At 72.8% G+C, this 21,166-nt stretch carries 22 protein-coding genes; 1 reads left to right on the top strand and 21 read right to left on the bottom strand.

The genetic code is table 11. From position 1 onward, the window contains the following. Nucleotides 1-143: 143 nt before the first annotated feature. The 9 genes from lepB (AB0C04_RS13275) to proS all read right to left on the bottom strand — a co-directional run bounded on the left by lepB (AB0C04_RS13275) (nucleotide 144) and on the right by proS (nucleotide 6,780). Nucleotides 144-779, bottom strand: coding sequence for a signal peptidase I (gene lepB, locus AB0C04_RS13275; protein WP_357052826.1), 636 nt, complete (start codon nucleotides 777-779; stop codon nucleotides 144-146). A gap of 10 nt (nucleotides 780-789) precedes the next feature. After that, nucleotides 790-1,662 (bottom strand): signal peptidase I, encoded by an 873-nt coding sequence (lepB, locus tag AB0C04_RS13270; RefSeq protein ID WP_357052823.1) that lies wholly within the window; start codon nucleotides 1,660-1,662, stop codon nucleotides 790-792. Nucleotides 1,663-1,846: 184 nt separating this feature from the next. Further along, the gene (gene rplS, locus AB0C04_RS13265) at nucleotides 1,847-2,203 is read right to left on the bottom strand and encodes a 50S ribosomal protein L19 (RefSeq protein WP_350869958.1); all 357 of its coding nucleotides are present in this window, start codon (nucleotides 2,201-2,203) and stop codon (nucleotides 1,847-1,849) included. A 144-nt stretch (nucleotides 2,204-2,347) separates the two neighbouring features. Next, the gene (gene trmD, locus AB0C04_RS13260) at nucleotides 2,348-3,121 is read right to left on the bottom strand and encodes a tRNA (guanosine(37)-N1)-methyltransferase TrmD (RefSeq protein WP_357052820.1); all 774 of its coding nucleotides are present in this window, start codon (nucleotides 3,119-3,121) and stop codon (nucleotides 2,348-2,350) included. A 30-nt stretch (nucleotides 3,122-3,151) separates the two neighbouring features. After that, nucleotides 3,152-3,721, bottom strand: coding sequence for a ribosome maturation factor RimM (gene rimM, locus AB0C04_RS13255; protein ID WP_357052817.1), 570 nt, complete (start codon nucleotides 3,719-3,721; stop codon nucleotides 3,152-3,154). Continuing rightward, the gene (locus AB0C04_RS13250; protein ID WP_013284588.1) at nucleotides 3,721-3,954 is read right to left on the bottom strand and encodes an RNA-binding protein; all 234 of its coding nucleotides are present in this window, start codon (nucleotides 3,952-3,954) and stop codon (nucleotides 3,721-3,723) included. The genes rimM and AB0C04_RS13250 overlap by 1 nt, the downstream gene beginning before the upstream one ends. Before the next feature lies 1 nt (nucleotide 3,955). Beyond that, nucleotides 3,956-4,429 (bottom strand): 30S ribosomal protein S16, encoded by a 474-nt coding sequence (rpsP, locus tag AB0C04_RS13245; RefSeq protein ID WP_357052814.1) that lies wholly within the window; start codon nucleotides 4,427-4,429, stop codon nucleotides 3,956-3,958. 274 nt (nucleotides 4,430-4,703) lie between these two features. Further along, entirely contained in the window at nucleotides 4,704-5,372 is a 669-nt protein-coding gene (locus tag AB0C04_RS13240; RefSeq protein WP_357052810.1) for a DUF402 domain-containing protein, read from the bottom strand. Between the two features lies 1 nt (nucleotide 5,373). Further along, nucleotides 5,374-6,780 carry a proline--tRNA ligase gene (gene proS / locus AB0C04_RS13235; protein WP_357052807.1) on the bottom strand — a complete coding sequence of 469 codons (1,407 nt, stop codon included), beginning with the start codon at nucleotides 6,778-6,780 and terminating at the stop codon, nucleotides 5,374-5,376. Nucleotides 6,781-6,849: 69 nt separating this feature from the next. Between proS and AB0C04_RS13230 the strand changes: the two genes are divergently transcribed. Next, nucleotides 6,850-7,407 carry a hypothetical protein gene (locus AB0C04_RS13230; RefSeq protein WP_357052804.1) on the top strand — a complete coding sequence of 186 codons (558 nt, stop codon included), beginning with the start codon at nucleotides 6,850-6,852 and terminating at the stop codon, nucleotides 7,405-7,407. Nucleotides 7,408-7,525: 118 nt separating this feature from the next. Here AB0C04_RS13230 and AB0C04_RS13225 read toward each other — a convergent pair whose 3' ends face one another. The 12 genes from AB0C04_RS13225 to ftsY all read right to left on the bottom strand — a co-directional run bounded on the left by AB0C04_RS13225 (nucleotide 7,526) and on the right by ftsY (nucleotide 21,065). Then, the gene (locus AB0C04_RS13225) at nucleotides 7,526-8,605 is read right to left on the bottom strand and encodes an amidohydrolase family protein (RefSeq protein ID WP_357052801.1); all 1,080 of its coding nucleotides are present in this window, start codon (nucleotides 8,603-8,605) and stop codon (nucleotides 7,526-7,528) included. Nucleotides 8,606-8,623: 18 nt separating this feature from the next. After that, nucleotides 8,624-9,202, bottom strand: a complete 579-nt coding sequence (locus tag AB0C04_RS13220) for a Uma2 family endonuclease (RefSeq protein ID WP_357052798.1) — start codon at nucleotides 9,200-9,202, stop codon at nucleotides 8,624-8,626. A gap of 68 nt (nucleotides 9,203-9,270) precedes the next feature. Beyond that, a complete protein-coding gene (gene ffh / locus AB0C04_RS13215) occupies nucleotides 9,271-10,824 on the bottom strand; it encodes a signal recognition particle protein (protein ID WP_357052793.1) in 1,554 nt (517 codons plus the stop codon). Nucleotides 10,825-11,017: 193 nt separating this feature from the next. After that, complete coding sequence (locus AB0C04_RS13210) at nucleotides 11,018-11,671, bottom strand: response regulator transcription factor (protein ID WP_357052790.1); 654 nt, start codon at nucleotides 11,669-11,671, stop codon at nucleotides 11,018-11,020. Beyond that, a complete protein-coding gene (locus tag AB0C04_RS13205; protein ID WP_357052787.1) occupies nucleotides 11,668-12,795 on the bottom strand; it encodes a sensor histidine kinase in 1,128 nt (375 codons plus the stop codon). Before AB0C04_RS13205 ends, AB0C04_RS13210 begins: the two co-directional genes overlap by 4 nt. A 37-nt stretch (nucleotides 12,796-12,832) precedes the next feature. After that, entirely contained in the window at nucleotides 12,833-13,654 is an 822-nt protein-coding gene (locus AB0C04_RS13200; protein WP_357052784.1) for an ABC transporter permease subunit, read from the bottom strand. Beyond that, nucleotides 13,644-14,546: an ABC transporter ATP-binding protein gene (locus AB0C04_RS13195; protein WP_357052781.1), complete on the bottom strand. Its 903-nt coding sequence runs from the start codon at nucleotides 14,544-14,546 to the stop codon at nucleotides 13,644-13,646. The genes AB0C04_RS13200 and AB0C04_RS13195 overlap by 11 nt, the downstream gene beginning before the upstream one ends. 115 nt (nucleotides 14,547-14,661) lie before the next feature. Next, on the bottom strand, nucleotides 14,662-16,977 hold the full coding sequence (locus tag AB0C04_RS13190; protein WP_357052778.1) for a [protein-PII] uridylyltransferase: 2,316 nt from the start codon (nucleotides 16,975-16,977) through the stop codon (nucleotides 14,662-14,664). Between the two features lie 10 nt (nucleotides 16,978-16,987). After that, nucleotides 16,988-17,326 (bottom strand): P-II family nitrogen regulator, encoded by a 339-nt coding sequence (locus AB0C04_RS13185; protein WP_348651077.1) that lies wholly within the window; start codon nucleotides 17,324-17,326, stop codon nucleotides 16,988-16,990. 25 nt (nucleotides 17,327-17,351) lie between these two features. After that, nucleotides 17,352-18,764: an ammonium transporter gene (locus AB0C04_RS13180; protein WP_357052775.1), complete on the bottom strand. Its 1,413-nt coding sequence runs from the start codon at nucleotides 18,762-18,764 to the stop codon at nucleotides 17,352-17,354. A 246-nt stretch (nucleotides 18,765-19,010) separates the two neighbouring features. Further along, on the bottom strand, nucleotides 19,011-19,874 hold the full coding sequence (locus tag AB0C04_RS13175) for an aminoglycoside phosphotransferase family protein (protein WP_350869647.1): 864 nt from the start codon (nucleotides 19,872-19,874) through the stop codon (nucleotides 19,011-19,013). A gap of 6 nt (nucleotides 19,875-19,880) precedes the next feature. Further along, nucleotides 19,881-21,065, bottom strand: a complete 1,185-nt coding sequence (gene ftsY, locus AB0C04_RS13170; protein WP_350869644.1) for a signal recognition particle-docking protein FtsY — start codon at nucleotides 21,063-21,065, stop codon at nucleotides 19,881-19,883. Nucleotides 21,066-21,166 lie beyond the last annotated feature (101 nt).

Genomic DNA, 21,166 nt, shown 5'->3' with positions numbered 1-21,166 from the left:
TCGGGGCTCGCAAGCTCACTCCTCGCGCTCACGGCGTCGCTGTTGCTCGCGACTGCGGGGCTCGCAAGCTCACTCCTCGCGCTCACGTTCACCGCACCAGCCTGCCAGACCGGGCGCCGATCGCCCACGCCCGCCCGGCGCCGCTAGGGGTTCGGGATGCCGTCGTACTGTTCCGGCACGCTCAGCCAGGTGGCCCGACTCACCGGCCAGAAGACGGTGAAGGCCCGCCCCACCACCTCGTCCACGTCAATGGTGGCGCTGGTGATGTTCTGCCCGGACTGCTGCCAGTGCTCCAGCGAGTCGCCGGAGGCCGAGCGGTGGTCGCCCATCACCCAGAGCCGCCCCTTCGGCACGGTGATGTCGAACTCCTGGTCGGCCGGCTTGTCCCGCACGCCGTCCATGGAGAAGATGTACGGCTCGTCGAGCGGCTGTCCGTTGATCACCAACCGCTCCTGCGGGTCGCAGCAGACCACGTGGTCGCCGCCGACGCCGATCACCCGCTTGATGAAGTCCTCGCCGTCGGGGTTGCCGCTCCACTCGGTCGGCGCCTTGAAGACGACGACCTCGCCGCGGTGCGGCGACCGGAAATCGTAGACCAGCTTGTTGACCAGCACCCGATCGTCGATCTGGAGGGTGTTCTCCATCGACGGGGAGGGGATGAAGAAGGTCTGCAGGACGAAGGCGCGCACCAGCACCGCGACCAGGATCGCCACACCCAGCAGGATCGGCAGCTCCTTCCAGAAGGAGCTACGCGGTTTGTCGGTCTGCTCGTCAATCACGCCAAGGAGCCTACGTTGCCCGGCTGGACGTCACCGTCCGGAACGCGCGAGAACGGGCCAGCGCGGCCGTGAGCGGCAGGAGAAGCAGCACGCCACCCTCCGGGGTCGGTCTGGCCGGGGCCGGGGCGGCCGGTGCCGCGACGCCCGGTCCGGAGACGTTGTCGAAGGTCTCCGGCACCGGTAGCGAGCTCCACCGTGACGACGGCCAGACCACCGTGAAGGCCCGGCCGACCACGTTGTCGATCGGCACCGGCCCCTGACAGCGGGCGTCCTGGGAGACCAGCCGGTGGTCACCCATCACGAAGATCTGACCGGGCGGGACCACCACCTCGTCGAAGCGGCGTGAGCGGCACTCCCGGGGGTTCGGCGGGACGTCGAGGGGGGAGTTCTCCAGCACGTACGGCTCGTCCAGCGGCGTGCCGTTGACGGTCACCCGGCCCTGCTCGTCGCAGCACTTCACCCGGTCGCCGGGCAGGCCGATCACCCGCTTGATGAAGTCCTTCTCGCCGGGGCGGCTCACCCCGACCAGGTCACCGACGGTCCGGCCGAGCTTGCCCACGAAGCCCGGCTCGGGCTCCTCGTCGACCTGGGGCGCCCACCGGTCGGTGCCCCGGAAGACCACCACCTCGCCGCGCACCGGATCCCGTACGTCGTAGACGACCTTGTTGACCAGTACCCGGTCGCCGACGAGGAGGGTGTCCTCCATCGAGCCGGACGGGATGAAGAACGCCTGGAGCAGGAAGGTGCGGATCAGTACGGCGAGGCAGAACGCGACCACCAGCAGCAGCGGAAGCTCCTGCCAGAGCGGCATCTGCCGGCGGTTGCGGCGCGCCCGCCGGCGCCACGGGTCGACGGTGCCGTCCTCGTCAACCGTCTGCGCCACGCCACTCCCCGATCAGCAGAAACGACACCGCCGCCCGGGAGCCTCGGTGAGGCCCCCCGGGCGGCGGTGGACAGCTCCCCGCGGCGTCGCGGGGTGAGTGCCAGGCTGCGCCCGTGCCGACCAGGGTAGTGCGGACCGGTCGGTACGGCATATGCGCAGCTCAGGCGGCGTGGCGAGCGGGAAGTCAGCTGGGCTGCTTCTCCCGCTTCTCCTTGATCTTGGCCTTCTTGCCGCGCAGCTCACGCAGGTAGTAGAGCTTGGCGCGACGAACGTCACCGCGGGTCACGATCTCGATCCGGTCGATGCCCGGGCCGTTGAGCGGGTAGGTCCGCTCGACGCCGACACCGAAGCTGATCTTGCGGACGGTGAAGGTCTCGCGCAGCCCGTCACCCTGGCGGCGGATGACGACGCCCTGGAAGATCTGCACACGGGACCGGTTGCCCTCGACGACTCGCGCGTGCACCTTCACGGTGTCACCGGCGCGGAAGTCGGGAAGGTCGACCCGCTTCGACTGGGCGTCAAGGGCGTCCAGGATGTTCATCGCTGCGTCCTCGTAAGGCTCACGGCGCATCGTCAGTCGATGCGCGGATGGGTGATTCTGATCCCCGGGTGGCGGTCGGACGGGCCGACCCCGGTCGAGGATCCTCGCAGCCGCCCACGGGCGCGGCCGACTGCGGCAACCCCTCTACTTTGCCACATCCCCCGGTGGCAGCTGAAATCCGGCCCGGTCCAACGCGGCGATGTCCCGTTTGTCCAGCCGTTCCGGGTCCAGCGCGGCGAGCAGGTCCGGGCGGCGGACGGCGGTCCGGAGCAGCCCCTCCTCCCGCCGCCACCGGGCGATCCGCCCGTGGTCTCCGGAGCGGAGCACCTCGGGCACCTCGTGCCCCCGCCAGCTCGGTGGCTTGGTGTAGACCGGCGCCTCCAGCAGCCCGTGGGCGTGCGACTCCTCGTCCAGCGAGCCCGCGTTGCCGAGCACGCCGGGCAGCAGCCGGGTGACCGCCTCCAGCATCACCAGCACCGCGACCTCGCCGCCGAACAGCACATAGTCGCCGAGGGAGACCTCGGTGACCGGCATCCGGGTAGCCGCGTGCTCCAGCACCCGCTGGTCGATGCCCTCGTAACGGCCGCAGGCGAAGAGCAGGTGCTGCTCGGCCGCGAGCTCGTACGCCAGCGCCTGGGTGAACGGGACCCCCACCGGGGAGGGCACCAGCAGCCGGGGCGGGGTCGCCTCCGGCGGCGCGAGGGCGTCCAACGCCTCACCCCACGGCTCGGGTCGCATCACCATGCCCGGCCCACCGCCGTAGGGGGTGTCGTCGACCGTGCGGTGCACGTCGTGGGTCCAGGTCCGCAGATCGTGTACGGCCAGCCGCAGCGTGCCGTTGGCCCGGGCCCGGCCGATCAGCGACAGCTCCAGCGGGGCGAAGTATTCCGGGAAGATCGACACGATGTCGACGCGCATGCGGGGGTGCTCCAGCGGTCTACGGGCGCGCTACAGATCGAGCAGGCCGCCGGGCGGGTCGACGACCACGCGTCCGCCGGCGAGGTCGACCTCGGGAACGATCGCCCGGACGAACGGGATGAGGGCCGTCGTCCCCTGGGGACGGCGCAGCACCAGCATGTCGGAGGCGGGTGCGTGGTCGATCCGGGCCACCTCGCCCAGCCGCTCGCCGTCCCGGTTCACCACGGAGAGCCCCACCAGCTGGTGGTCGTGGAACTCCTCCGGGTCCTCCGGCGGGGCCACGTCGGCGCTGTCCACGGCCAGCAGGGTGCCGCGCAACTCCTCGGCGACGTTGCGGTCCAGCACGCCGTCGAACACCACCAGCAGCCGACCCTGGTGCCAGCGGGCGGTCTCCACCGTCAGCTCGGCCGGAACCCGGAACGGCACGCCCGGTTCGGCCCCCGGCTCGACCGTGGGCTCGGCCCTGGGCTTCGCCCCTGGCTCGGTGCGCAGCACCGAACCAGGGGCGAACCGCGCCTCGGGTTCGTCGGTCCGCACTTCCACGGTGACCTCACCGCGGATGCCGTGCGGCTTGCCGATCCTGCCGACGATGAGCTGCATCAGTACGAGTCGACGATGTCGACGCGTACGCCGCGCCCACCGATGGAGCCGATCACCTGGCGCAGTGCCTTGGCGGTCCGGCCGGACCGCCCGATCACCGTGCCGAGGTCCTCGGGGTGCACGCGGACTTCCAGCCGCTTGCCCCGACGGGAATCGACCATCCGCACCCGGACGTCGTCCGGGTGGTCGACGATGCCCTTGACCAGGTGCTCCAACGCCGGACGCAGAGGCATGTCAGGCCTGCTCACCGGCGTCGGCGACAGCGGCCGGAGCCTCGGCCGGGGCCTCGGTCTTCGGCGTCTCGGCCGGGGCCTCGGCAGCCTTGGCGGCCTTCTTGGCCGGCTTGGCCGGGGTCTCCGGGGCCAGCCCGGCCGCGGCCTTCGCCTCGGCCTCGTAGGCCGCGGTGCGGTCGGCGCGCTCGGGGGCGACCTTCAGCGGCGGCGGGGCCGGCAGGCCCTTGAACTTCTGCCAGTCACCGGTCAGCTCCAGCAGCCGCTGCACCGCCTCGCTCGGCTGAGCGCCGACGGACAGCCAGTACTGGACCCGCTCCGACTTGACCTCGATGACCGAAGGGTCTTCCTTCGGCTGGTAGATCCCGACGAACTCGATCGCCCGGCCGTCGCGCTTGGTGCGCGAGTCGGCGACGACGATGCGGTACTGCGGGTTGCGGATTTTACCCATCCGCAGGAGCCGGATCTTTACGGCCACAGTTGTTTCGCTCCTGTTGCGATCTCACCGGCCCGGGAGGGCGGTGTGCATGGGTGAGCGCCGACCGGCACAGTGGGGTTGGGCCGGAGACTGCTCGGTGGACTGGCGACGCGCCCGGGTTAGAGGGCGCCGGACGCGCGCCGGATACCAGCGACCCATTCTGCCAGATCCGATGCCGATCTCTCACACCGGAGGCGGAGAACCCGCCCGCGCCGCCCTTGGTCGGTGACAGGACGCACATCCGGGGGACGCCCCCGGGCGGGAAAAGAGGGTGTCAGCGGACCGGCGGCCGGTCCCAGCCGGTCGGCAGCCCCACCGGAATCGTCCACTCGGCCGGCGGGGTGAAGTCGCACCAGGTGCCGTCGAACGGGAACTCGCCGGCCTCGGCGAGCGCGATCACCCGCTTGCCCTCGCTGCGGACCGCCGCCTCGTCGGCCACCCAGTAGTCGTCCGGGTGCCCCAGCCGCTCGACGAACTCCTCCTCGTCCTTCCACTGCCAACTGCGGTCCGGTTGGACGACCACGTCCAGGTCCTGGTCGACCATGTCCACCCCGGCCAGGTCACCGTCGTCCCAGCGGACGCCCGGCTCCTCCAGGTTCACGTACCAGTGGGTGAATCGCCCCTCGGCGTCCCAGAACCACCAGACCGAGTGGGCCGCGCCGGTGGGTAGGAACTTCAACAACCCCGGCCCGGCCCATCGGCCCGGAGCCAACCGGTAGGACGAGGTGATCCACTCGGCGAACGGTATCGCCCGCATGCCCAGGCCGGCCTCGGTGACCTCGCTGGCCACCGGCGAGTTCCGGGCGACCCAGATCAGCAGGCCACGCTCGTCGTCGCTGACCACCCGGCCCGGCCGGACCCAACCGATCCGGCCGCGCCGCACGTTGCGGTGCAGGATCAGCCGACCCGGCGCGAATCGTCCGGCGGGATCGCCCGGGCGCACCTCAGTACGCGCGGGCCAGGATGGCGACCAGGTCCGGCTCGTCCTCCGAGTCGGGCACCGAGCCGTCGGCCCGCAGCAGGCAGCGCACGGTGACGCCCTGGCCGTTCGCCTCGGCCTCCCCCGCGACGCCCACCGCCGACCACGGCACCCGGGCCCAGCCGGTCGCGGCGGCCTCGATCGCCTCGGCCAGGGTGGCCACCTCGACGGTCCGCGACTCACGGTTGGCCAGCGCCTGGTCGTGCAGCTTCTGCTGGTCGGCGTCGAGGGCGGCGAGCACCGCGCCGACCACGTCGGCGACCGGCGTGGGGGTCTTCGACCCGTCGGTACGCCGCACCACCACCGCGTTGCCGGCGGCCAGATCGCGGGGACCGACCTCGACGCGTACCGGATAACCACGCAGCTCGGCGTCGACGGCCCGGCGGCCGAACGCGGTGTCGGTCCGGTCGTCGAGCGTGACCCGGACGCCGGCGTCGCGCAGGCCGTCGCGCAGCTTGGCCGCCGCCTCGCCGACGCCCTCGCCGTCCTTGACGATCATCACGTACGCCTGGATCGGGGCCAGCTTCGGCGGCACCCGCAGGCCGTTGTCGTCGCCGTGAGCCATGATCAGGCCGCCGAGCATCCGGGTCGAGGTGCCCCAGGAGGTGGTCCAGGCGTGCTCCCGGCCGCCCTCGGCGGAGGAGTAGCTGATGTCGAAGGCCTTGGCGAAGTTCTGCCCCAGCTCGTGGCTGGTGCCGAGCTGGAGCGCCTTGCCGTCGCCCATCATGCCTTCGCAGGTGTAGGTCGCGGTCGCGCCGGCGAACCGCTCGCGAGCCGTCTTCAGGCCCACCACCACCGGAATGCCGAGCACGGTGACCATCAGGTCCTCGTACGCCTCGTGCAGGATCCGCCGGGCGTAGGCGCGGGCATCCTCGCGGGTGGCGTGCGCGGTGTGCCCCTCCTGCCAGAGGAACTCACTGGTGCGCAGGAAGATCCGCGGGCGCAGCTCCCAGCGGACCACGTTCGCCCACTGGTTGAGCAGCAGCGGCAGGTCCCGGTAGGAGTCGATCCACTTGGCCATGAACTCGCCGATGACCGTCTCGCTGGTGGGGCGCACCACGACCGGCTCGGCGAGCTGCTTGCCGCCACCGTGGGTGACCACCGCCAGCTCCGGCGAGAAGCCCTCGACGTGCTGCGCCTCGCGCTTGAGGTAGCTCTCGGGGATGAAGAGCGGGAAGTACGCGTTCTCCGCCCCGGCCGCCTTGATCCGGGCGTCCATCTCGGCCTGCATCCGCTCCCAGATGGCGTAGCCGGCCGGTCGGATGACCATGGTCCCGCGGACCGGGCCGTTGTCGGCCAGCTTCGCCTTGGCGATCAGGTCCTGGTACCAGCGGGGAAAGTCCTCCGCACGGGGAGTGAGCACGCGTGCCATGACCGCACATCCTATGCGCCGGCCCCGGGGACAGCGCGATCGGGCGCGACATCAGTAGCATCTGCCGTCATGTCCATCCCCGATCCGCAGCCCGGAGCGGCTGCGCCACCCCCGCAGGACCAGCCCGCGCTCGCCGACCTGGCCGCCAGGTGGGTGCGCTGGGTGGCCGCGCACCGCCGGCCGGCCGACCCGATCGCCGACAAGTACGGCCGCCACGCCGGGCACCACCAGCCGGCGGACGTCTGGTTCCTCGCGGGCAGCTACGGCGGCACGGTGCAGCGACAGTGCGTGCTGCCGGCCGGGCGACCGCTCTTCTTCCCCGCCTTCTCGTGGTGGCAGGTGGGCCGGGGCGCCGGCCCGGCGCAGCCCACCCCGGGGGCGACCGGCCACGCACAGGTCGACGGGGTGCCGGTGGCCCTGACGCCCGCGGGTTCGGCCGAGCCGTTCCCGGTACGCGGCTTCTTCAACAACATCGTCACCACCTGGCCGTGGCCCGTTCCGGTCTCCTGCTGGGGCCTGTGGGCGCTGGTCCCGCCGCTGACGCCGGGCCGTCACGAGCTGGCCTTCGGCGGCACCGACGGCGGCCGCTTCTGGGTGGAGGCCCAGTACGTCATCGACGCCCGCTGACCCCGCCCACCCACCCCACACCCCGCCGACAGGGGCTGATCATGAAGTTGTTGGCGCGACACGCCATGGTGGCGGGCAACAACCTCATGATCAACGGGCGAAGGGCCGCCGGGGCGGGTCAGCGGAGGACCTGGCCGCGCAGGATGATTCTCGACGGGGTGCGGACCACCCGTAGGTCGGCGCGCGGGTCCTCGGGATAGACCACGAGGTCGGCGAGGCCGCCCTCGACCAGGCCGGAGAAGCCGAGCCACTCCCGGGCCCGCCAGGAGGCGGCGGCGAGCACGTCCACCGGGGACATGCCGGCCTGCTCGTGCAGCAGCAGCATCTCCTCGGCGGCCAGCCCGTGCGCGATGCCCCCGCCGGCATCGGTGCCCACATAGATCGGCACGCCCGCCTCGTACGCCGACCGGACCACCTCGGGGAAGCGGTCGCGCAGGGCGACCATGTGGTCGGCGTAGCCGGGAAACTTCGCCCGGGCCTGATCGGCGATCCCGCCGAAGGTCTGGATATTGATCATCGTGGGGATCAGGGCGGTGCCCTGCCGGGCCATCAGGTCGATCAGGTCGAGGCTGAGCCCGGTGCCGTGCTCCACCGAGTCCACCCCGGCCCGCACCATGATCTCCACGGCGGACTCGGAGAAGGTGTGCACCGCGGCGCGCACCCCGGCGGCGTGCGCGGCCTCGACCGCCGCGGTCATGGTGTCGGCGTCCCAGGCCGGCGCGAGGTCGCCGACGCCCCGGTCGATCCAGTCGCCGACCAGCTTCACCCAGCCGTTGCCGGCCCGGGCCTGCTCGGCCACCGTGGCGGCCACCTCGGCGGCGCCGACCTCCACCCCGATGTCACGCAGGTAGCGCTTCGGCGGGGCGACGTGCCGCCCGGCCCGGGCCAGCCGCGGCAGGTCCGGCTCGTCCTCGAGTTCCGGGTACGGGTACGGCGAGCCGGCGTCGCGGATGGCGAGCACCCCCGCGTCCCGGTCGGTGCGGGCCAGTTCGCGGGCCTGGTCGAGGGAGGTGATCGGCGCGCCGCCCCGGGCGATGCCGATGTGGCAGTGCGCGTCGGTCAGCCCGGGGAGCACGAAGCCGCCGTCGGCGACGGTCTGCGCACCGGGCACCGGCTCGAAGGTCACCCGGTCGCCGACCAGCCAGAGATCCCGGACCTCGTCGTCGGGGAGCAGCACACCACGCACATGCAGAGCCATGTGCACAGTCCTACCCGATCACTCCCCGTCGGGAGTCAGCAGGTCGTTCTTCCGCGCCGTCAGCGCCGGCAGATCGACGGAGACCTTCCACGGCCGCTCGGTGACGAACAGGTCCTCGGTGTGGGCGACCTGCTCGTACTCGCGGTTCGCGCCGAGAACGTACTCGGTCAGCGTGATCCGTTCCTGTAGCGGATCCAGCACCCAGTAGGAGCGGACGCCGGCGTGGGCGTAGAGCTTCGCCTTGTCGTACAGGTCGCGGAAGGTGGAGGTCGGCGAGACCACCTCGACGGCGAGCAGCGCGTCCTCGACCGGGACGGGCGAGGATCCGGCATGCTTGCGACGGATGACCACGACATCGGGACGCGGCTCGTTGCGGCGGTCGACCCGCATGGACAGGTCCATGCTCACCAGGTATTCCGGCGCACAGTTGACCCGGAGCGCCAGCAGCAGCTCCACACAAAGCTCTTGGTGCACGGCAGTCGGCGACGGCACGATCAACCTTCCGTTGATCAGTTCGTACGGAAGGTCCTTCGGCAGCTCACCGAGGTCGTCGACCGTCCACTCGTGCCGCTCGGGCAGGATCGGCGCCGCGGTCATGACATCTCCTTCCCGGGGGCGACGTCACCCTAAGCGCTGATGCCGTCGCCCACCGTCGCCGACACGCGTCAGCGGGGGCGGTTGTCACCGCCCTTGCCGAGCTTGTTGAAGTCGATCTTCGGGAGCTTGAAGCCCGGCGGGAGGCCCTGCCCACCGGCCAGGTCACCCGGGTCGAGGCCCGGCGGGAGCTGCGGCATGCCGCCCGGGAAGCCGCCCGCCATCCCCGCGCCGGCGCGCGGCCGGTTGCCGCCCTTGGTGCCCTTGCGCTTGTTCTTCGGCGACTTGGTCGCCTTGCGCCGGCCACCACCGGGCAGGCCCATCATGCCGCCCATCTGCTTCATCATCTTCTGCGCGTCGGAGAAGCGGTTGAGCAGCTGGTTGACGTCCATCACGGTGACCCCGGAGCCGTTGGCGATACGCGCCCGGCGGGAGCCGTTGATGATCTTCGGGTTGGTCCGCTCGCCCGGGGTCATCGAGCGGATGATCGCGGTGACCCGGTCGAAGTGCTTGTCGTCCAGCTCGGCGATCTGGTCCTTCATCTGCCCCATGCCGGGCATCATGGCCAGCACGTTGGCGATCGGGCCCATCCGGCGGACCGCGATGAGCTGGTCGAGGAAGTCCTCCAGGGTGAACTGCTCGCCGCCCATCAGCTTGGCGGTCATCTTCTCCTTCTGATCGGAGTCGAAGGCCTGCTCGGCCTGCTCGATCAGAGTGAGGACGTCGCCCATGCCGAGGATCCGGCTGGCCATCCGGTCGGGGTGGAAGACGTCGAAGTCCTCCAGCTTCTCGCCGGTGGAGGCGAAGAGGATCGGCTGCCCGGTGACCTCGCGGACGGAGAGCGCGGCACCACCGCGGGCGTCGCCGTCGAGCTTGGAGAGGACCACGCCGCTGATGCCGACGCCGTCGCGGAACGCCTCGGCGGTACGGACGGCGTCCTGACCGACCATCGCGTCGATGACGAAGATGACCTCGTCCGGCTGGACGGCGTCGCGGATGTCGGCGGCCTGCTGCATCATCTCGGCGTCGATACCGAGCCGGCCGGCGGTGTCGACGATGACGATGTCCCGGGCCGCGCGCTTCGCGTGCTCGATCGAGGCACGGGCCACCTGGACCGGGTCGCCGACGCCGTTGCCGGGCTCCGGGGCGTACACCTCGACCCCGGCCCGGCCACCGAGCACCTGGAGCTGCCCGACGGCGTTGGGGCGCTGGAGGTCGGCGGCGACCAGCAGCGGCTGGTGGCCCTGGGCCTTGAGCCAGCGGGCCAGCTTGCCGGCGAGGGTGGTCTTACCGGAGCCCTGGAGGCCGGCGAGCATGATCACCGTCGGCGGCTGCTTGGCGAACTGGAGCCGCCGCCCCTCGCCGCCGAGGACGTTGATCAGCTCCTCGTTGACGATCTTGACGATCTGCTGGGCCGGGTTGAGCGCCTGGGAGACCTCCGCGCCGCGCGCCCGCTCCTTGACGTTGGCGATGAAGCCCTTGACGACCGGCAGCGCGACATCCGCCTCCAGCAGCGCGAGGCGGATCTCGCGCGCGGTGGCGTCGATGTCGGCATCGGTGAGCCGGCCCTTGCCGCGGAGCTTGGTGAAGATCCCGGAGAGGCGGTCACTCAAGGTGTCAAACACGCGAACATCCCGTTTGTCAGTGTTTCGTCGGGCACAAGGCGGCCGGCTCCGTGGAGTCCGGCCATCGCTAGGGTAGCCCGCCGCGCGCACCCGCGCTCCGGCCCAGCCCAGCCCTCGCTCCGGGCCGCCCCGTCGCCCGCCAGGATCGCGCCGGTCGGCGTAGCGTGCGCCGCGGAAGCGGCTCCGTCGTTGATCAGGCGACCAGCCCCGACTGGTACGCGAAGACGACCAGCTGGGCCCGGTCCCTTGCGCCCAGCTTGATCATCGCCCGGCTGACATGGGTACGCGCGGTGGCCGGACTGACCACCAGCCGGCCCGCGATCTCCTCGTTGCTGAGCCCCTCGCCGACCAGGGCGACCACCTCGCGCTCCCGATCCGTCAGCGTGCCGAGTCGGGGGTGCGGGCGGGGCACACGGGCCGGGCGGGTGGCGAACTCGCGCACCACCCGGCGGGTCACCGACGGTGAGAGCAGCGCCTCCCCCTCGGCGACCAGCCGGATCGCCCGCAGCAGTTCAGCGGGGCGGGTGTCCTTGGTGAGGAACCCGCTGGCACCGTGGCGCAGCGCGTCGAAGACGTACTCGTCCAGCTCGAAGGTGGTCAGCACGATCACCCGGGTGCCGGTCAGCTCCGGGTCGGCGACGATCCGCCGGGTCGCCTCGATGCCGTCCACGCCGGGCATCCGGACGTCCATCAGGATCACGTCCGGGTGCTCCCGACGGGCCAGCTCGACGGCCGCCAGGCCGTCGGCCGCCTCGCCGGCCAGCTCCAGGTCGTCCTCGCTCTCCACCAGGGCGCGCAGCCCGATCCGGACCAGGTCCTGGTCGTCCGCGATCAACACCCTGATCATGAGCGCTCCTCCACCGGCAACCTCGCGTACACCCGGAATCCGCCGCCGTCGGCGGGCCCGGCCTCGAACGACCCGCCCAGCGCGACGATCCGCTCCCGCATCCCGGCCAGCCCGGACCCGGCCGTCCCGCGGGCAGCCCCGACCACCCCGCGCCCGGTGTCGGCCACCTCCACCTCCACCGCTGTCGAGGTGTAGCGGATCCGCACGGCGGCGGTCGCCGGACCGGCGTGCCGCAGCACGTTGGTCAACGACTCCTGGACCACCCGGTAGGCGGCGAGGTCCACCGCGACCGGCAGCGCCGCCGGCTCCCCGTCGACCTCCACCGTGACCGGCAGCCCGGTTCCGGCAAGCCGGTCGCGCAGCGCCGGAACCTGGGTCAGCCCCGGCGCGGGCGCCCGCTCGGCCGTGCCGTCGCCCCGGCGGACCACCGCCAGCGTGACCCGCAGCTCGTCGAGCGCCTCCTTGCTGGTCCGGCTGATCGCGGCGAGCGCCGTGTGCGCCTGCTCGGGTCGCTTCTCCAGCAGATGCAGCGCGATCTCCGCCTGCATGTGGATTGCGGCGAGACCGTGCCCGACCACGTCGTGCACCTCCTGGGCAACCCGCAGCCGTTCCCCGTCGGCCAGCCGGCGTGCCTCCTCCGCCCGGTTGCGGGCGGCCGCCTCCCGGGTGACCCGGACGGTGGTCCCGACCGCGAAGGGCACCACCACCCACGCCGCAGCGGGCATGAGCCCGAGCAGGCCCGGCGGCCGGACACCGACGAAGACGTGCGTGGTCAGCACCGCAAGGGCGATCGCGCCGCCGGTGGCCGCCGGCCGCAGGGCCCGGTGCGCGGCGACTGTGTAGACCGCGAGGAGGAACGACACCAGAATCGGCCCGTACGGGTAGCCGAGCACCAGGTACGCCGTGGCGGCCGTGGCCGCAACCGCCAGCGTGACGAACGGCCATCGGCGCCGGACCGCCAGCGCCAGGGCGGCGACGACCACGAGCGCGTACGCCTTTCCGTCGGCGGCGACGCCGCGTTCGGCGGCGGACGGCCCGGTGCCGGCCAGCCCGAACGCGAGCAGGACGAGGGCGAGGGCGGCGTCACCGACGCTCTCCCGCCATCCGGGCCGATCCCGGTCCACGCCGCCCCTCCCGTCGTTTCCCATCGTGTCCGCCCGCTCAGTCAATGTCCCGCCGGCTCAGCAGCACCGCACCCGCCGCCGCGAACGCGACCAGGTAGCCGGCCACCACCAGCGCGGCCTGCCCGCCACCGACCGCCGTCGTCACCCCCGGCGTGTCCGACGACGCGCCCAGCGCAGCGGCCAGCGAGCCGGCGTTGGGGCCGGGTAGGCCCTTCTGCAGCTGCGCCACCCAGTCCAGCAGCGGCGCGGCGATGGCGGCCAGCAGATTCTGCACCGCGAGCATCCACACCAGGCCCAACCCGACCGGCAGGGCCACGGCACGCAGGGCGACGGCCAGCACGACACCGAGCATCGCCCACATCATGGCGATGAGCCAGCCCGCCCCGACCCCGGTCAGCAGGTCGCTGAGCCCCGGCCAGCGCGCCGGCTGCGACTCGGCGGCGGCGATGAGCGCGCTGCCCACCGCGCCGACGCCGAACACGGCCAGGACGACGACCAGCGCGGCGACCCCCAGCGCCGCCAGCTTGCCGACGTAGACGGCCGTGCGCGACGGCCCCTGCGACAGCACCGTCTTCCAGGTGCCCCAGCCGTATTCGCCGCCGACCACGAGCACGCCGAGAATCAACACGATCGCGCCGAGGAAGACCGGCAGCCCGCCGAGCGAGTTGCCCACCAACTGGTCCGGCAGCAGCGCGGGCAACCCTCGCTCGCTGTTCGGGCCACCCGTGCCACCGGCGTAGCCGGCGTACGGGAAGACGTACGTGAAGAGCGCCGCGAGCACCAGCGTGATGGCGAGCAGGAGCCAGGTGGCCGGCCGCCGCACCAGCTTGACGAGCTCCGCCTGGAAGCTACCGGACATCGGCCGTCTCCATTCCGATCAGCTCGAAGAACACCTGCTCCAGGTCGCGTTCGCGGGGGCGCAGCTCCCGTACCGCCACCCCGGCCTGGACGAGTTCCGTGTTCAGCCAGGCCGCCCGCTCCGGTTCGACGGCCAGTTCCAGCCCCCCGTCGACCACCCGCACCCGGTCGGCGCCGACGAGCGTCCTTGCGCACTCGGCCGCGCCGTCCAGTGGCTCGGCCAGCACCCGCAGGCCAGCAGCGCCGCGCAGGTCCGCCACGCTGCCCTCGGCGACCAGCCGGCCCTGGGAGATCACTCCGACGCGGTCGCAGACCTGCTCGACCTCGCCGAGCAGGTGGCTGGAGAGGAGCACCGTGCAGCCCGCGGCACCGAGCCGTCGGATCAGCCGCCGCATGTCGGCCGTGCCGGCCGGATCCAGCCCGTTGGTGGGTTCGTCGAGGATGAGCAGGCGCGGATCCTTCAGCAGGGCGGCGGCGACCCCGAGGCGCTGTTTCATGCCGAGGGAGTAGCCGGCGTACCGGTCGCCGCCCCGGTGGGCGAGGTCGACCAGGTCGAGCACCAGCGGGACCCGGTCGGCCGCGGCGCCGGCGTAGCGGGCCAGCACCCGCAGGTTCTCCCGCCCGGAGAGGTACGGATACAAGGCCGGTCCCTCGATCAGCGCGCCCACCGAGGCGAGCTGCCCGGCGCCCGGTGGCCGCCCGAGCAGCCGGACGGTGCCGGCGGTGGGGCGGACCAGGCCGAGCAGCATCCGCAGGGTGGTGGTCTTGCCGGCGCCGTTGGGGCCGAGGAAGCCGTAGACCTCGCCGGCCCGCACGGTCAGGTCGAGATCCTGCACGGCGGTCAGACCGCCGTACCGCTTGGTGAGTCCTTCGGTTTGCACAGGCAGGTTCATGCCACCGAGGGTTCCGCGCGGCGGGCGTCGGCGCGTCGGCCCGCGGGCGGCTCCGCGGCTACGCGACTGGACGTAGCGGGCGGGCGCGGACGCCGCCCGGCGGCCACCTCCGGCGTCACACCACGGCGAGCACCGCGGCCTCCAGGCGGGCCCGGGTGGCGTCGTCCGGCCAGCCACCGACCAGGTAGAAGGCGTCCACCACGTCGCCGCCGAGGGTGGAGATGCGGGCCGCCCGCACCTCGGCGTCGGCCTCGTCGAGGGCGCAGGCCACCCGGTAGAGCAGCCCGGCGGCGTCGGCCGCGCGCAGCTCCAGCAGCGCCGCGTCGGTGGCCGCCTCGCGGTGCCAGACCACCCGGGGCGCGGCACCCGCCCCGCGGGCCGCCAGGGCCCGGCCACGCAGCCGCTGGTTGACCGAGACATCGCCGGCGAGCGCCCGGCGCAGATCGGCGCTGAGCGCGATCGGGTCGGGCGCGAGGCCGTAGCGGGGCTGCACCCGGCACTCGACGAGGGCCCGCCCGTCGACCGCCGAGGCGTCCGCGGAGATCACCTCGAGCCGGTGCAGGGCCAGGCAGCCGGCCACCGTGGCGAGCAGGCCGCGCCGGTCGGCCGCGGCGACCGCCACCCGGTCCGAGCTCAGCTGGACCACCGGCAGCGGCTCGGCGAGAAGCGCCGGGTCGGGTGCGGGCGGGGCGGGCAGCGCCCCGGTGTCCAGCGCGGTGCGGACCCGGGCGACCAGCTCGGCGACGAGCCGGCCCTTCCAGTCCGACCAGGCGGCCGGCCCGGTGGCCGCGGCGTCCGCCCGGACCAGGGCGTGCAGCAGGTCGAGGGTGGCCGGATCACCGACCGCGTCGGCGACCCCGGAGATGGTGACCGGGTCGGTCAGGTCCCGCCGGGTGGCCACGTCGGGCAGCAGCAGGTGCAGCCGGACCAGCCGGCCGATCAGCGCGACCTCCGCGGCGGGCAGGCCGATCCGGCTGGCCACCGCCTCCGCGATCGGGGCGCCGACCGTGCTGTGGTCGGCCGAGCCGGCGCCGGGGACGTGCCGTCCGGCCGGCACGTCGACGCCGCCGGGGAGCCCCTTGCCGACGTCGTGCAGCAGGGCGCCGAGCAGCAGCAGGTCGGGGCGCTCCACGTCGCGGGTGTGCCGGCTGGCCTCGAAGGCGGTCTGCACCAGATGCCGGTCGAGGGTGAACCGGTGCACCGGGTTGTGCTGGGGCAGGCTGCGCATCCGGGTCCACTCCGGCAGCCAGCCGTCGACCAGCCCGTACCGGTCGCAGGTCTCCCAGGCGGGCACCAGGCCGGGACCGGCGCCGAGCAGGGTGATCAGCGCGGCCCGGGCCTCGGCCGGCCAGGGCGCGGGCAGCGGCGGGCAGTACGCGGCAAGCCATTCGCAGGTCGCCCGGGCGATCGGCAACCCGGTGGTGGCCGCGGCGGCGGCGACCCGCAGGGAGAGGCTCGGGTCGGGCCGGGCCCCGATCGCCGTGCGGGCGAGCACCAGCTCGCCGTCGTGTTCCACCACGTCCCGGGCCACCGGCCGGCGCACCGGGGGTCCGGCGCCGAGCCGGGACCGGCCGCCCCGCAGCCGCTCGGCCGCGCGGAACGCGTCGTCCAGGGCGTGGCTGACGGTACGGGCGTCGCCGGCCACCCGGCGTAGCACGGCGTCGGAGTCCTCCAGCCCGAGCAGCTCGGCCACGCCGTCGCGCTCCTGGGCGAGCAGCCGGTCCACCCGGCGGCCGACCTGCTGGTGCAGCGCGTCGCGGACGTCGAGCAGCCGCAGGTGCGCGGCGCGCACGGCGGGCCGCAGCGCATCCGTGACGCCGGCGGAGGCGATGGCCCGCAGGATGCCCACGTCGCGCAGCCCGCCGGCGGCCTCCTTGAGGTCGCCCTCGAGCAGGAAGGCCAGCTCGCCGTGGGCCGCCCAGCGGGCGGCGGTGATCTCCCGCAGGTGCGGGACCTGGCGTACGGCGGTGCGCCGCCAGTGGTCGGCGGCGGTGCGGATCAGCGCGTCGGCGAGCGCCGGGTCGCCGGCGACCAGCCGGGCGTCGAGCAGCCCCAGCGCCACCTTGACGTCGTCCTGGGCCACCGAGAGCGCCTCGGCGCCGGTACGCACCGAATGGTCGAGCCGCAGGCCGGCGTCCCAGACCGGATACCAGATCGCGGCGGCCAGCTCGTCGATGCCGGGCACCCCGGCGTGCAGCAGCACCAGGTCGAGGTCGCCGTAGGGGGCGCACTGCCGACGACCGAGCCCGCCGACGGCGAGCAGCGCCACCCCGTCCCGGTGCGGCAGCAACGGCTCGAGGAACGCCTCGTACGCGGCCGCCCGCGCCTGCCGCGCCGGCCCCCCGACGCCGGGGACGGCGACGACCCCGTCGACCGGGGGGCGCACGCCGGCGGGGGTTCCCGGCGTGGCCCTCCCGGTCAACGAGGTCATCGTGGCGTTCCTACAGCGCGTCGAGACCGCGCTCGCCGGTGCGGACCCGGACGACCTCCTCGACGGCGGTCACCCAGACCTTCCCGTCACCGATCTTCCCGGTGCGGGCGGCCCCGACGATCGCGTCGACGATCTTCTCGACGTCGATCTCGTCGGTGAGCACCTCGACGCGGATCTTGGGCAGGAACTCGACCGTGTACTCGGCACCCCGGTAGACCTCGGTGTGCCCCTTCTGCCGCCCGTACCCCTGGACCTCGCTGACGGTCAGCCCGGCCACGCCGAGGGCGTGCAGGGCCTCCTTCACCGCGTCCAGCTGGTAGGGCTTGATGACCGCGGTCACCAGTTTCATGTCCAACCCCTCCATCACAGGAACGTTAACCGGCGACCTTTTCGCTGACCGGCTCGGCGGGCTCCGCCGCCGGCTTGGCGCCACCGGCCCCGGTGCCGGCGGGCGTCCCGATGCCGGCCATCGCGAACGCACCGCCACTGCCGCCGCCGGCCGGCGAGAGGTCGTAACCGCTCTCGGCGTGTTCGGCGATGTCGATGCCCTCGACCTCGGCCTCGGAGCGGACCCGGAAGCCGATGGTCTTCTCGATGGCGAAGGCGAGCAGCCAGGCGATGCCGAACGACCAGACGCTGACGATCAGGCCGGCCAGGGCCTGCCGGCCCAGCTGGGTGAGCCCGCCGCCGTAGAACAGGCCGTCGGAGGCGCCGACCACGTCGGAGATCGCGGCGTTGACCGAGTTGGTGGCGAAGAGGCCCAGCCAGAGCGAGCCGATCCAGCCACCGACGAAGTGCACGCCGACCACGTCGAGGGAGTCGTCGTAGCCGAGCTTGTACTTCAGGCTCACCGCGACCGCGCAGACCGCGCCGGCGACCAGACCGAGCAGCACCGACGCCCAGGGCGCGATGAAGCCACAGGCCGGGGTGATGGCCACCAGGCCGGCGATGGCGCCGGACGACGCGCCGACCAGGGTCGGCTTCTTGTCCTTGATCCACTCCACCGCGATCCAGCCGAGCACGGCGGCGGCCGTGGCCAACTGGGTGTTGATGAAGGCCAGCCCGGCGACCGAGTCGACGGTGAGCTCCGAGCCGGCGTTGAACCCGAACCAGCCGAACCAGAGCAGGCCGGCGCCGAGCGCGACCAGCGGGATGTTGTGCGGCTTCATGCCCTCCCGCGGCCAGCCCAGCCGCTTGCCGAGCACCAGCGCGACGGCCAGGGCCGCGGCTCCGGCGTTGATGTGCACGGCGGTGCCACCGGCGAAGTCCAGGGCGTGGATGTCGCCGCCGATGATGCCGCCGCCCCAGACCCAGTGCGCGACCGGGAAGTAGACCAGGGTCGCCCAGCCGAAGGCGAAGAGCAGCCAGCCGGCGATCTTGGCCCGGTCGGCGATGGCGCCGCTGATCAGCGCGACGGTGATCACCGCGAAGACCATCTGGAACGCCATGAACACGTAGAGCGGGACGCCGATGCCGCTCGGGTTCTCGGCGGTCGCGCCCCAGAGATCGGTCTCGGCGAGGAAGGTCTTGGTGCCGAGGTAGGCCGCCGGGTCGCCCCAGAAGCCGTTGACATCGCTGCCGAACGCGATGCTGAAGCCGTAGAACCACCACAGAACGGTGATGAGCCCGATCGCGGTGAAGCTCATCATCATCATGTTCAGTACGCCCTTGGCCCGGTTCAGACCGCCGTAGAACAACGCCAGACCCGGGGTCATCAGGAGCACGAGCGCGGTCGACACCAGCAGCCAGACGGTGTTGCCGGAGTCGATCGTCGGTGCATCAGGCACGCTGGCCTCCTAAGGTTAAGTTCCCTCCTTCGCGGCTTCCGGGGCAGCGTCGCCCGTACGCCGGTTGCGCGGAAGCTTGGTTGTCCGCTGTTTCACCGAGGGTCCCATGCCGGTTTCCGTTCGGTGACGGCTTGTTTCGGACGTGTGAAGAGGGTTGCCCGCCAGGAGGCATGGACGACGGCGGATCGGCCGTACGGCGGCCGTCGATGGCCGACCGGCCGGCCGGATCCACCGCTGTCGCTCAGCTCAGCGCAGCGCGTGCTCCAGCGCGTGCCGCTCGTAGTCGAGCAGCCGCAGGTCGCGCATCGGGCGGCGGAGGTGCCCCTTGTGCACGATCCGGACGAAGGCCGGCTCGCCGGCGGCGGCCATCCGGCGGATCCCCTCGACGTGGTCGACGATCCGCTTGCGGATGGTCCGGATCAGCCGGTGCCGGTCCCGCGGGATCAGCCCGTACGCGTCGGCGAAGAGCCGCAGCCGACGCGGGCGGTCCGGGTGCTTCCAGCCGAGGGTGATCGAATCCCGGTCGGAGAAGATCGGCACCCAGGTCCACGCCGCGTACGCCACGTCGTAGATCCGCGCGCCGGGCGAGGCGAGGTCGAAGTCGATCAGCCCGAGGGTGCCGTCCGGCCGCCAGATGACGTTGTGCGGGGCGGCGTCGTGGTGGCAGATCACCTCGGTGTCCGGCGGCGGCGGCCCGAACGAGCGCCAGACCGCGCCGGGCGCCGGGACGAAGCCGTACTGGGCGTCGTGGAACATCCGCAGCATGGTGGCCACGGTCACCAGCGCCTCGTCGGTCACCCAGTGCGGGGCGAGCGGGTACTCCCCGCACTCCCCCTCCAGGTATGACAGCACCTCGCGGTTGCGCTCGTCCATGCCGAGCGCCCGCGGGGCGCCGGTGAACCCGACGTACTCGAGGTGGCGCAGCAGGGCGTGCACGGAGGGGGTCCAGGGCCCGGCGTTGCGCCGGACCGTGTCGCCGACCCGGACCACGGTGCTCACGTTCCCGCCGTGCAGCGGGATCTCCTGTGACGTCACGTACGGTCTCCCCAGGCGCTGCGAGGGGTGGCTCGGGTCGCGCCAGCCCGCGTACGCGCGATCGTCGGTGGTCACCCGAGCCTACGCGTCCCGTGCGGCGGCTTCGGTGCCCAGCAGCGCGTCGACGAACTGGGCCGGGTCGAACGGCGCCAGGTCGTCGGGCCCCTCGCCGAGGCCGACCAGCTTCACCGGGATGCCGAGCTTGCGCTGCACCGCGATCACGATGCCGCCCTTGGCGGTGCCGTCGAGCTTGGTCAGCACCACGCCGGTCACGTTGACCACCTCGGTGAAGACCCGGGCCTGCTCCAGGCCGTTCTGCCCGGTGGTGGCGTCCAGGATCAGGATCGTCTCGTCGATCGGGCCGTGCTTCTCCACCACCCGCTTGACCTTGCCGAGCTCGTCCATCAGGCCGACCTTGTTCTGCAGCCGGCCGGCGGTGTCGATCAGGACCGTGTCGACCCCGGTGTCGATGCCGCGTTTGACGGCGTCGAAGGCGACGCTGGCCGGGTCGGCGGCCTCCGGGCCGCGTACCGTCTCGGCGCCGACCCGCCCGCCCCAGGTCTCCAGCTGGTCGGCCGCGGCGGCGCGGAAGGTGTCGGCCGCGCCGAGCACCACGCTCCGGCCGTCGGCGACCAGCACCCGGGCGATCTTGCCGCAGGTGGTGGTCTTACCGGCGCCGTTGACCCCGACCACCAGCAGCACCGCCGGGACGCCGTCCTTGCGCTGGGTCTTCAACGAGCGGTCCAGCTCCGGGGCGAGGGCGTTGACCAGTTCGGCGGCGAGCAGCGTACGCAGCTCGCCGGCCGTCCGGGTGCCGAGCACCCGGGTGCGCTCGCGCAGCCGGTCGACGATCTCCCGGGTGGCGTCGATGCCGACGTCCGCCGTGATCAGGCTGTCCTCGATCTCCTCCCAGGTGTCCTCGTCCAGGTGGTCCCGGCTGAGCAGGCCGAGCAGACCCTTGCCGAAGGCGTTCTGCGAGCGGGAGAGCCGCCCGCGCAGCCGGACCAGCCGCCCGGCGGTCGGCTCGGGGACCTCCAGCACCGGCGTCGGCGCCTCCACCACGGGCGGCACCAGCACCCCGGTGGAGAGTTCGGACTCCGGGGCCTCGACCGGCGGGCCGGCCAGGTCCTCCTCCGCCCGTGTCTCGACCTCCGTCGTCGGCAGCGGTGGCTCCGGGCGGCGGCGCAGGCGCGGTACGACCAGCCCGAGGGCGCCGAGGATCAGCACTCCGAGCAGGGCGAGCGCGATGAGGAGGTATTCCGTCATGCCGAAATCCTGTCAGATGCCGACGACGCCGTCCCAGCCACGGCTCCCCCGAAAGGTTCCGGAAGCGGCGGTACGCTCGGTCACAGCCAGCAGTGGTGCGA

This window comes from Micromonospora sp. NPDC048909, assembly GCF_040649635.1.
In the GTDB taxonomy this organism is placed as follows: Bacteria; Actinomycetota; Actinomycetes; order Mycobacteriales; family Micromonosporaceae; genus Micromonospora.
The sequence above is the reverse complement of the archived record's forward strand: the minus strand, read 5'-3'. Positions and strand labels throughout refer to the sequence as shown.

Bases quoted from the DNA above. Each gene is read 5' to 3' on its own strand.
- rplS (WP_350869958.1), bottom strand. From the start codon at position 2,203: ATGAACATCCTGGACGCCCTTGACGCCCAGTCGAAGCGGGTCGACCTT.
- trmD (WP_357052820.1), bottom strand. From the start codon at position 3,121: ATGCGCGTCGACATCGTGTCGATCTTCCCGGAATACTTCGCCCCGCTG.
- rimM (WP_357052817.1), bottom strand. From the start codon at position 3,721: ATGCAGCTCATCGTCGGCAGGATCGGCAAGCCGCACGGCATCCGCGGT.
- AB0C04_RS13250 (WP_013284588.1), bottom strand. From the start codon at position 3,954: ATGCCTCTGCGTCCGGCGTTGGAGCACCTGGTCAAGGGCATCGTCGAC.
- proS (WP_357052807.1), bottom strand. From the start codon at position 6,780: ATGGCACGCGTGCTCACTCCCCGTGCGGAGGACTTTCCCCGCTGGTAC.
- AB0C04_RS13230 (WP_357052804.1), top strand. From the start codon at position 6,850: ATGTCCATCCCCGATCCGCAGCCCGGAGCGGCTGCGCCACCCCCGCAG.
- AB0C04_RS13225 (WP_357052801.1), bottom strand. From the start codon at position 8,605: ATGGCTCTGCATGTGCGTGGTGTGCTGCTCCCCGACGACGAGGTCCGG.
- AB0C04_RS13220 (WP_357052798.1), bottom strand. From the start codon at position 9,202: ATGACCGCGGCGCCGATCCTGCCCGAGCGGCACGAGTGGACGGTCGAC.
- AB0C04_RS13210 (WP_357052790.1), bottom strand. From the start codon at position 11,671: ATGATCAGGGTGTTGATCGCGGACGACCAGGACCTGGTCCGGATCGGG.
- AB0C04_RS13200 (WP_357052784.1), bottom strand. From the start codon at position 13,654: ATGTCCGGTAGCTTCCAGGCGGAGCTCGTCAAGCTGGTGCGGCGGCCG.
- AB0C04_RS13195 (WP_357052781.1), bottom strand. From the start codon at position 14,546: ATGAACCTGCCTGTGCAAACCGAAGGACTCACCAAGCGGTACGGCGGT.
- AB0C04_RS13190 (WP_357052778.1), bottom strand. From the start codon at position 16,977: ATGACCTCGTTGACCGGGAGGGCCACGCCGGGAACCCCCGCCGGCGTG.
- AB0C04_RS13185 (WP_348651077.1), bottom strand. From the start codon at position 17,326: ATGAAACTGGTGACCGCGGTCATCAAGCCCTACCAGCTGGACGCGGTG.
- ftsY (WP_350869644.1), bottom strand. From the start codon at position 21,065: ATGACGGAATACCTCCTCATCGCGCTCGCCCTGCTCGGAGTGCTGATC.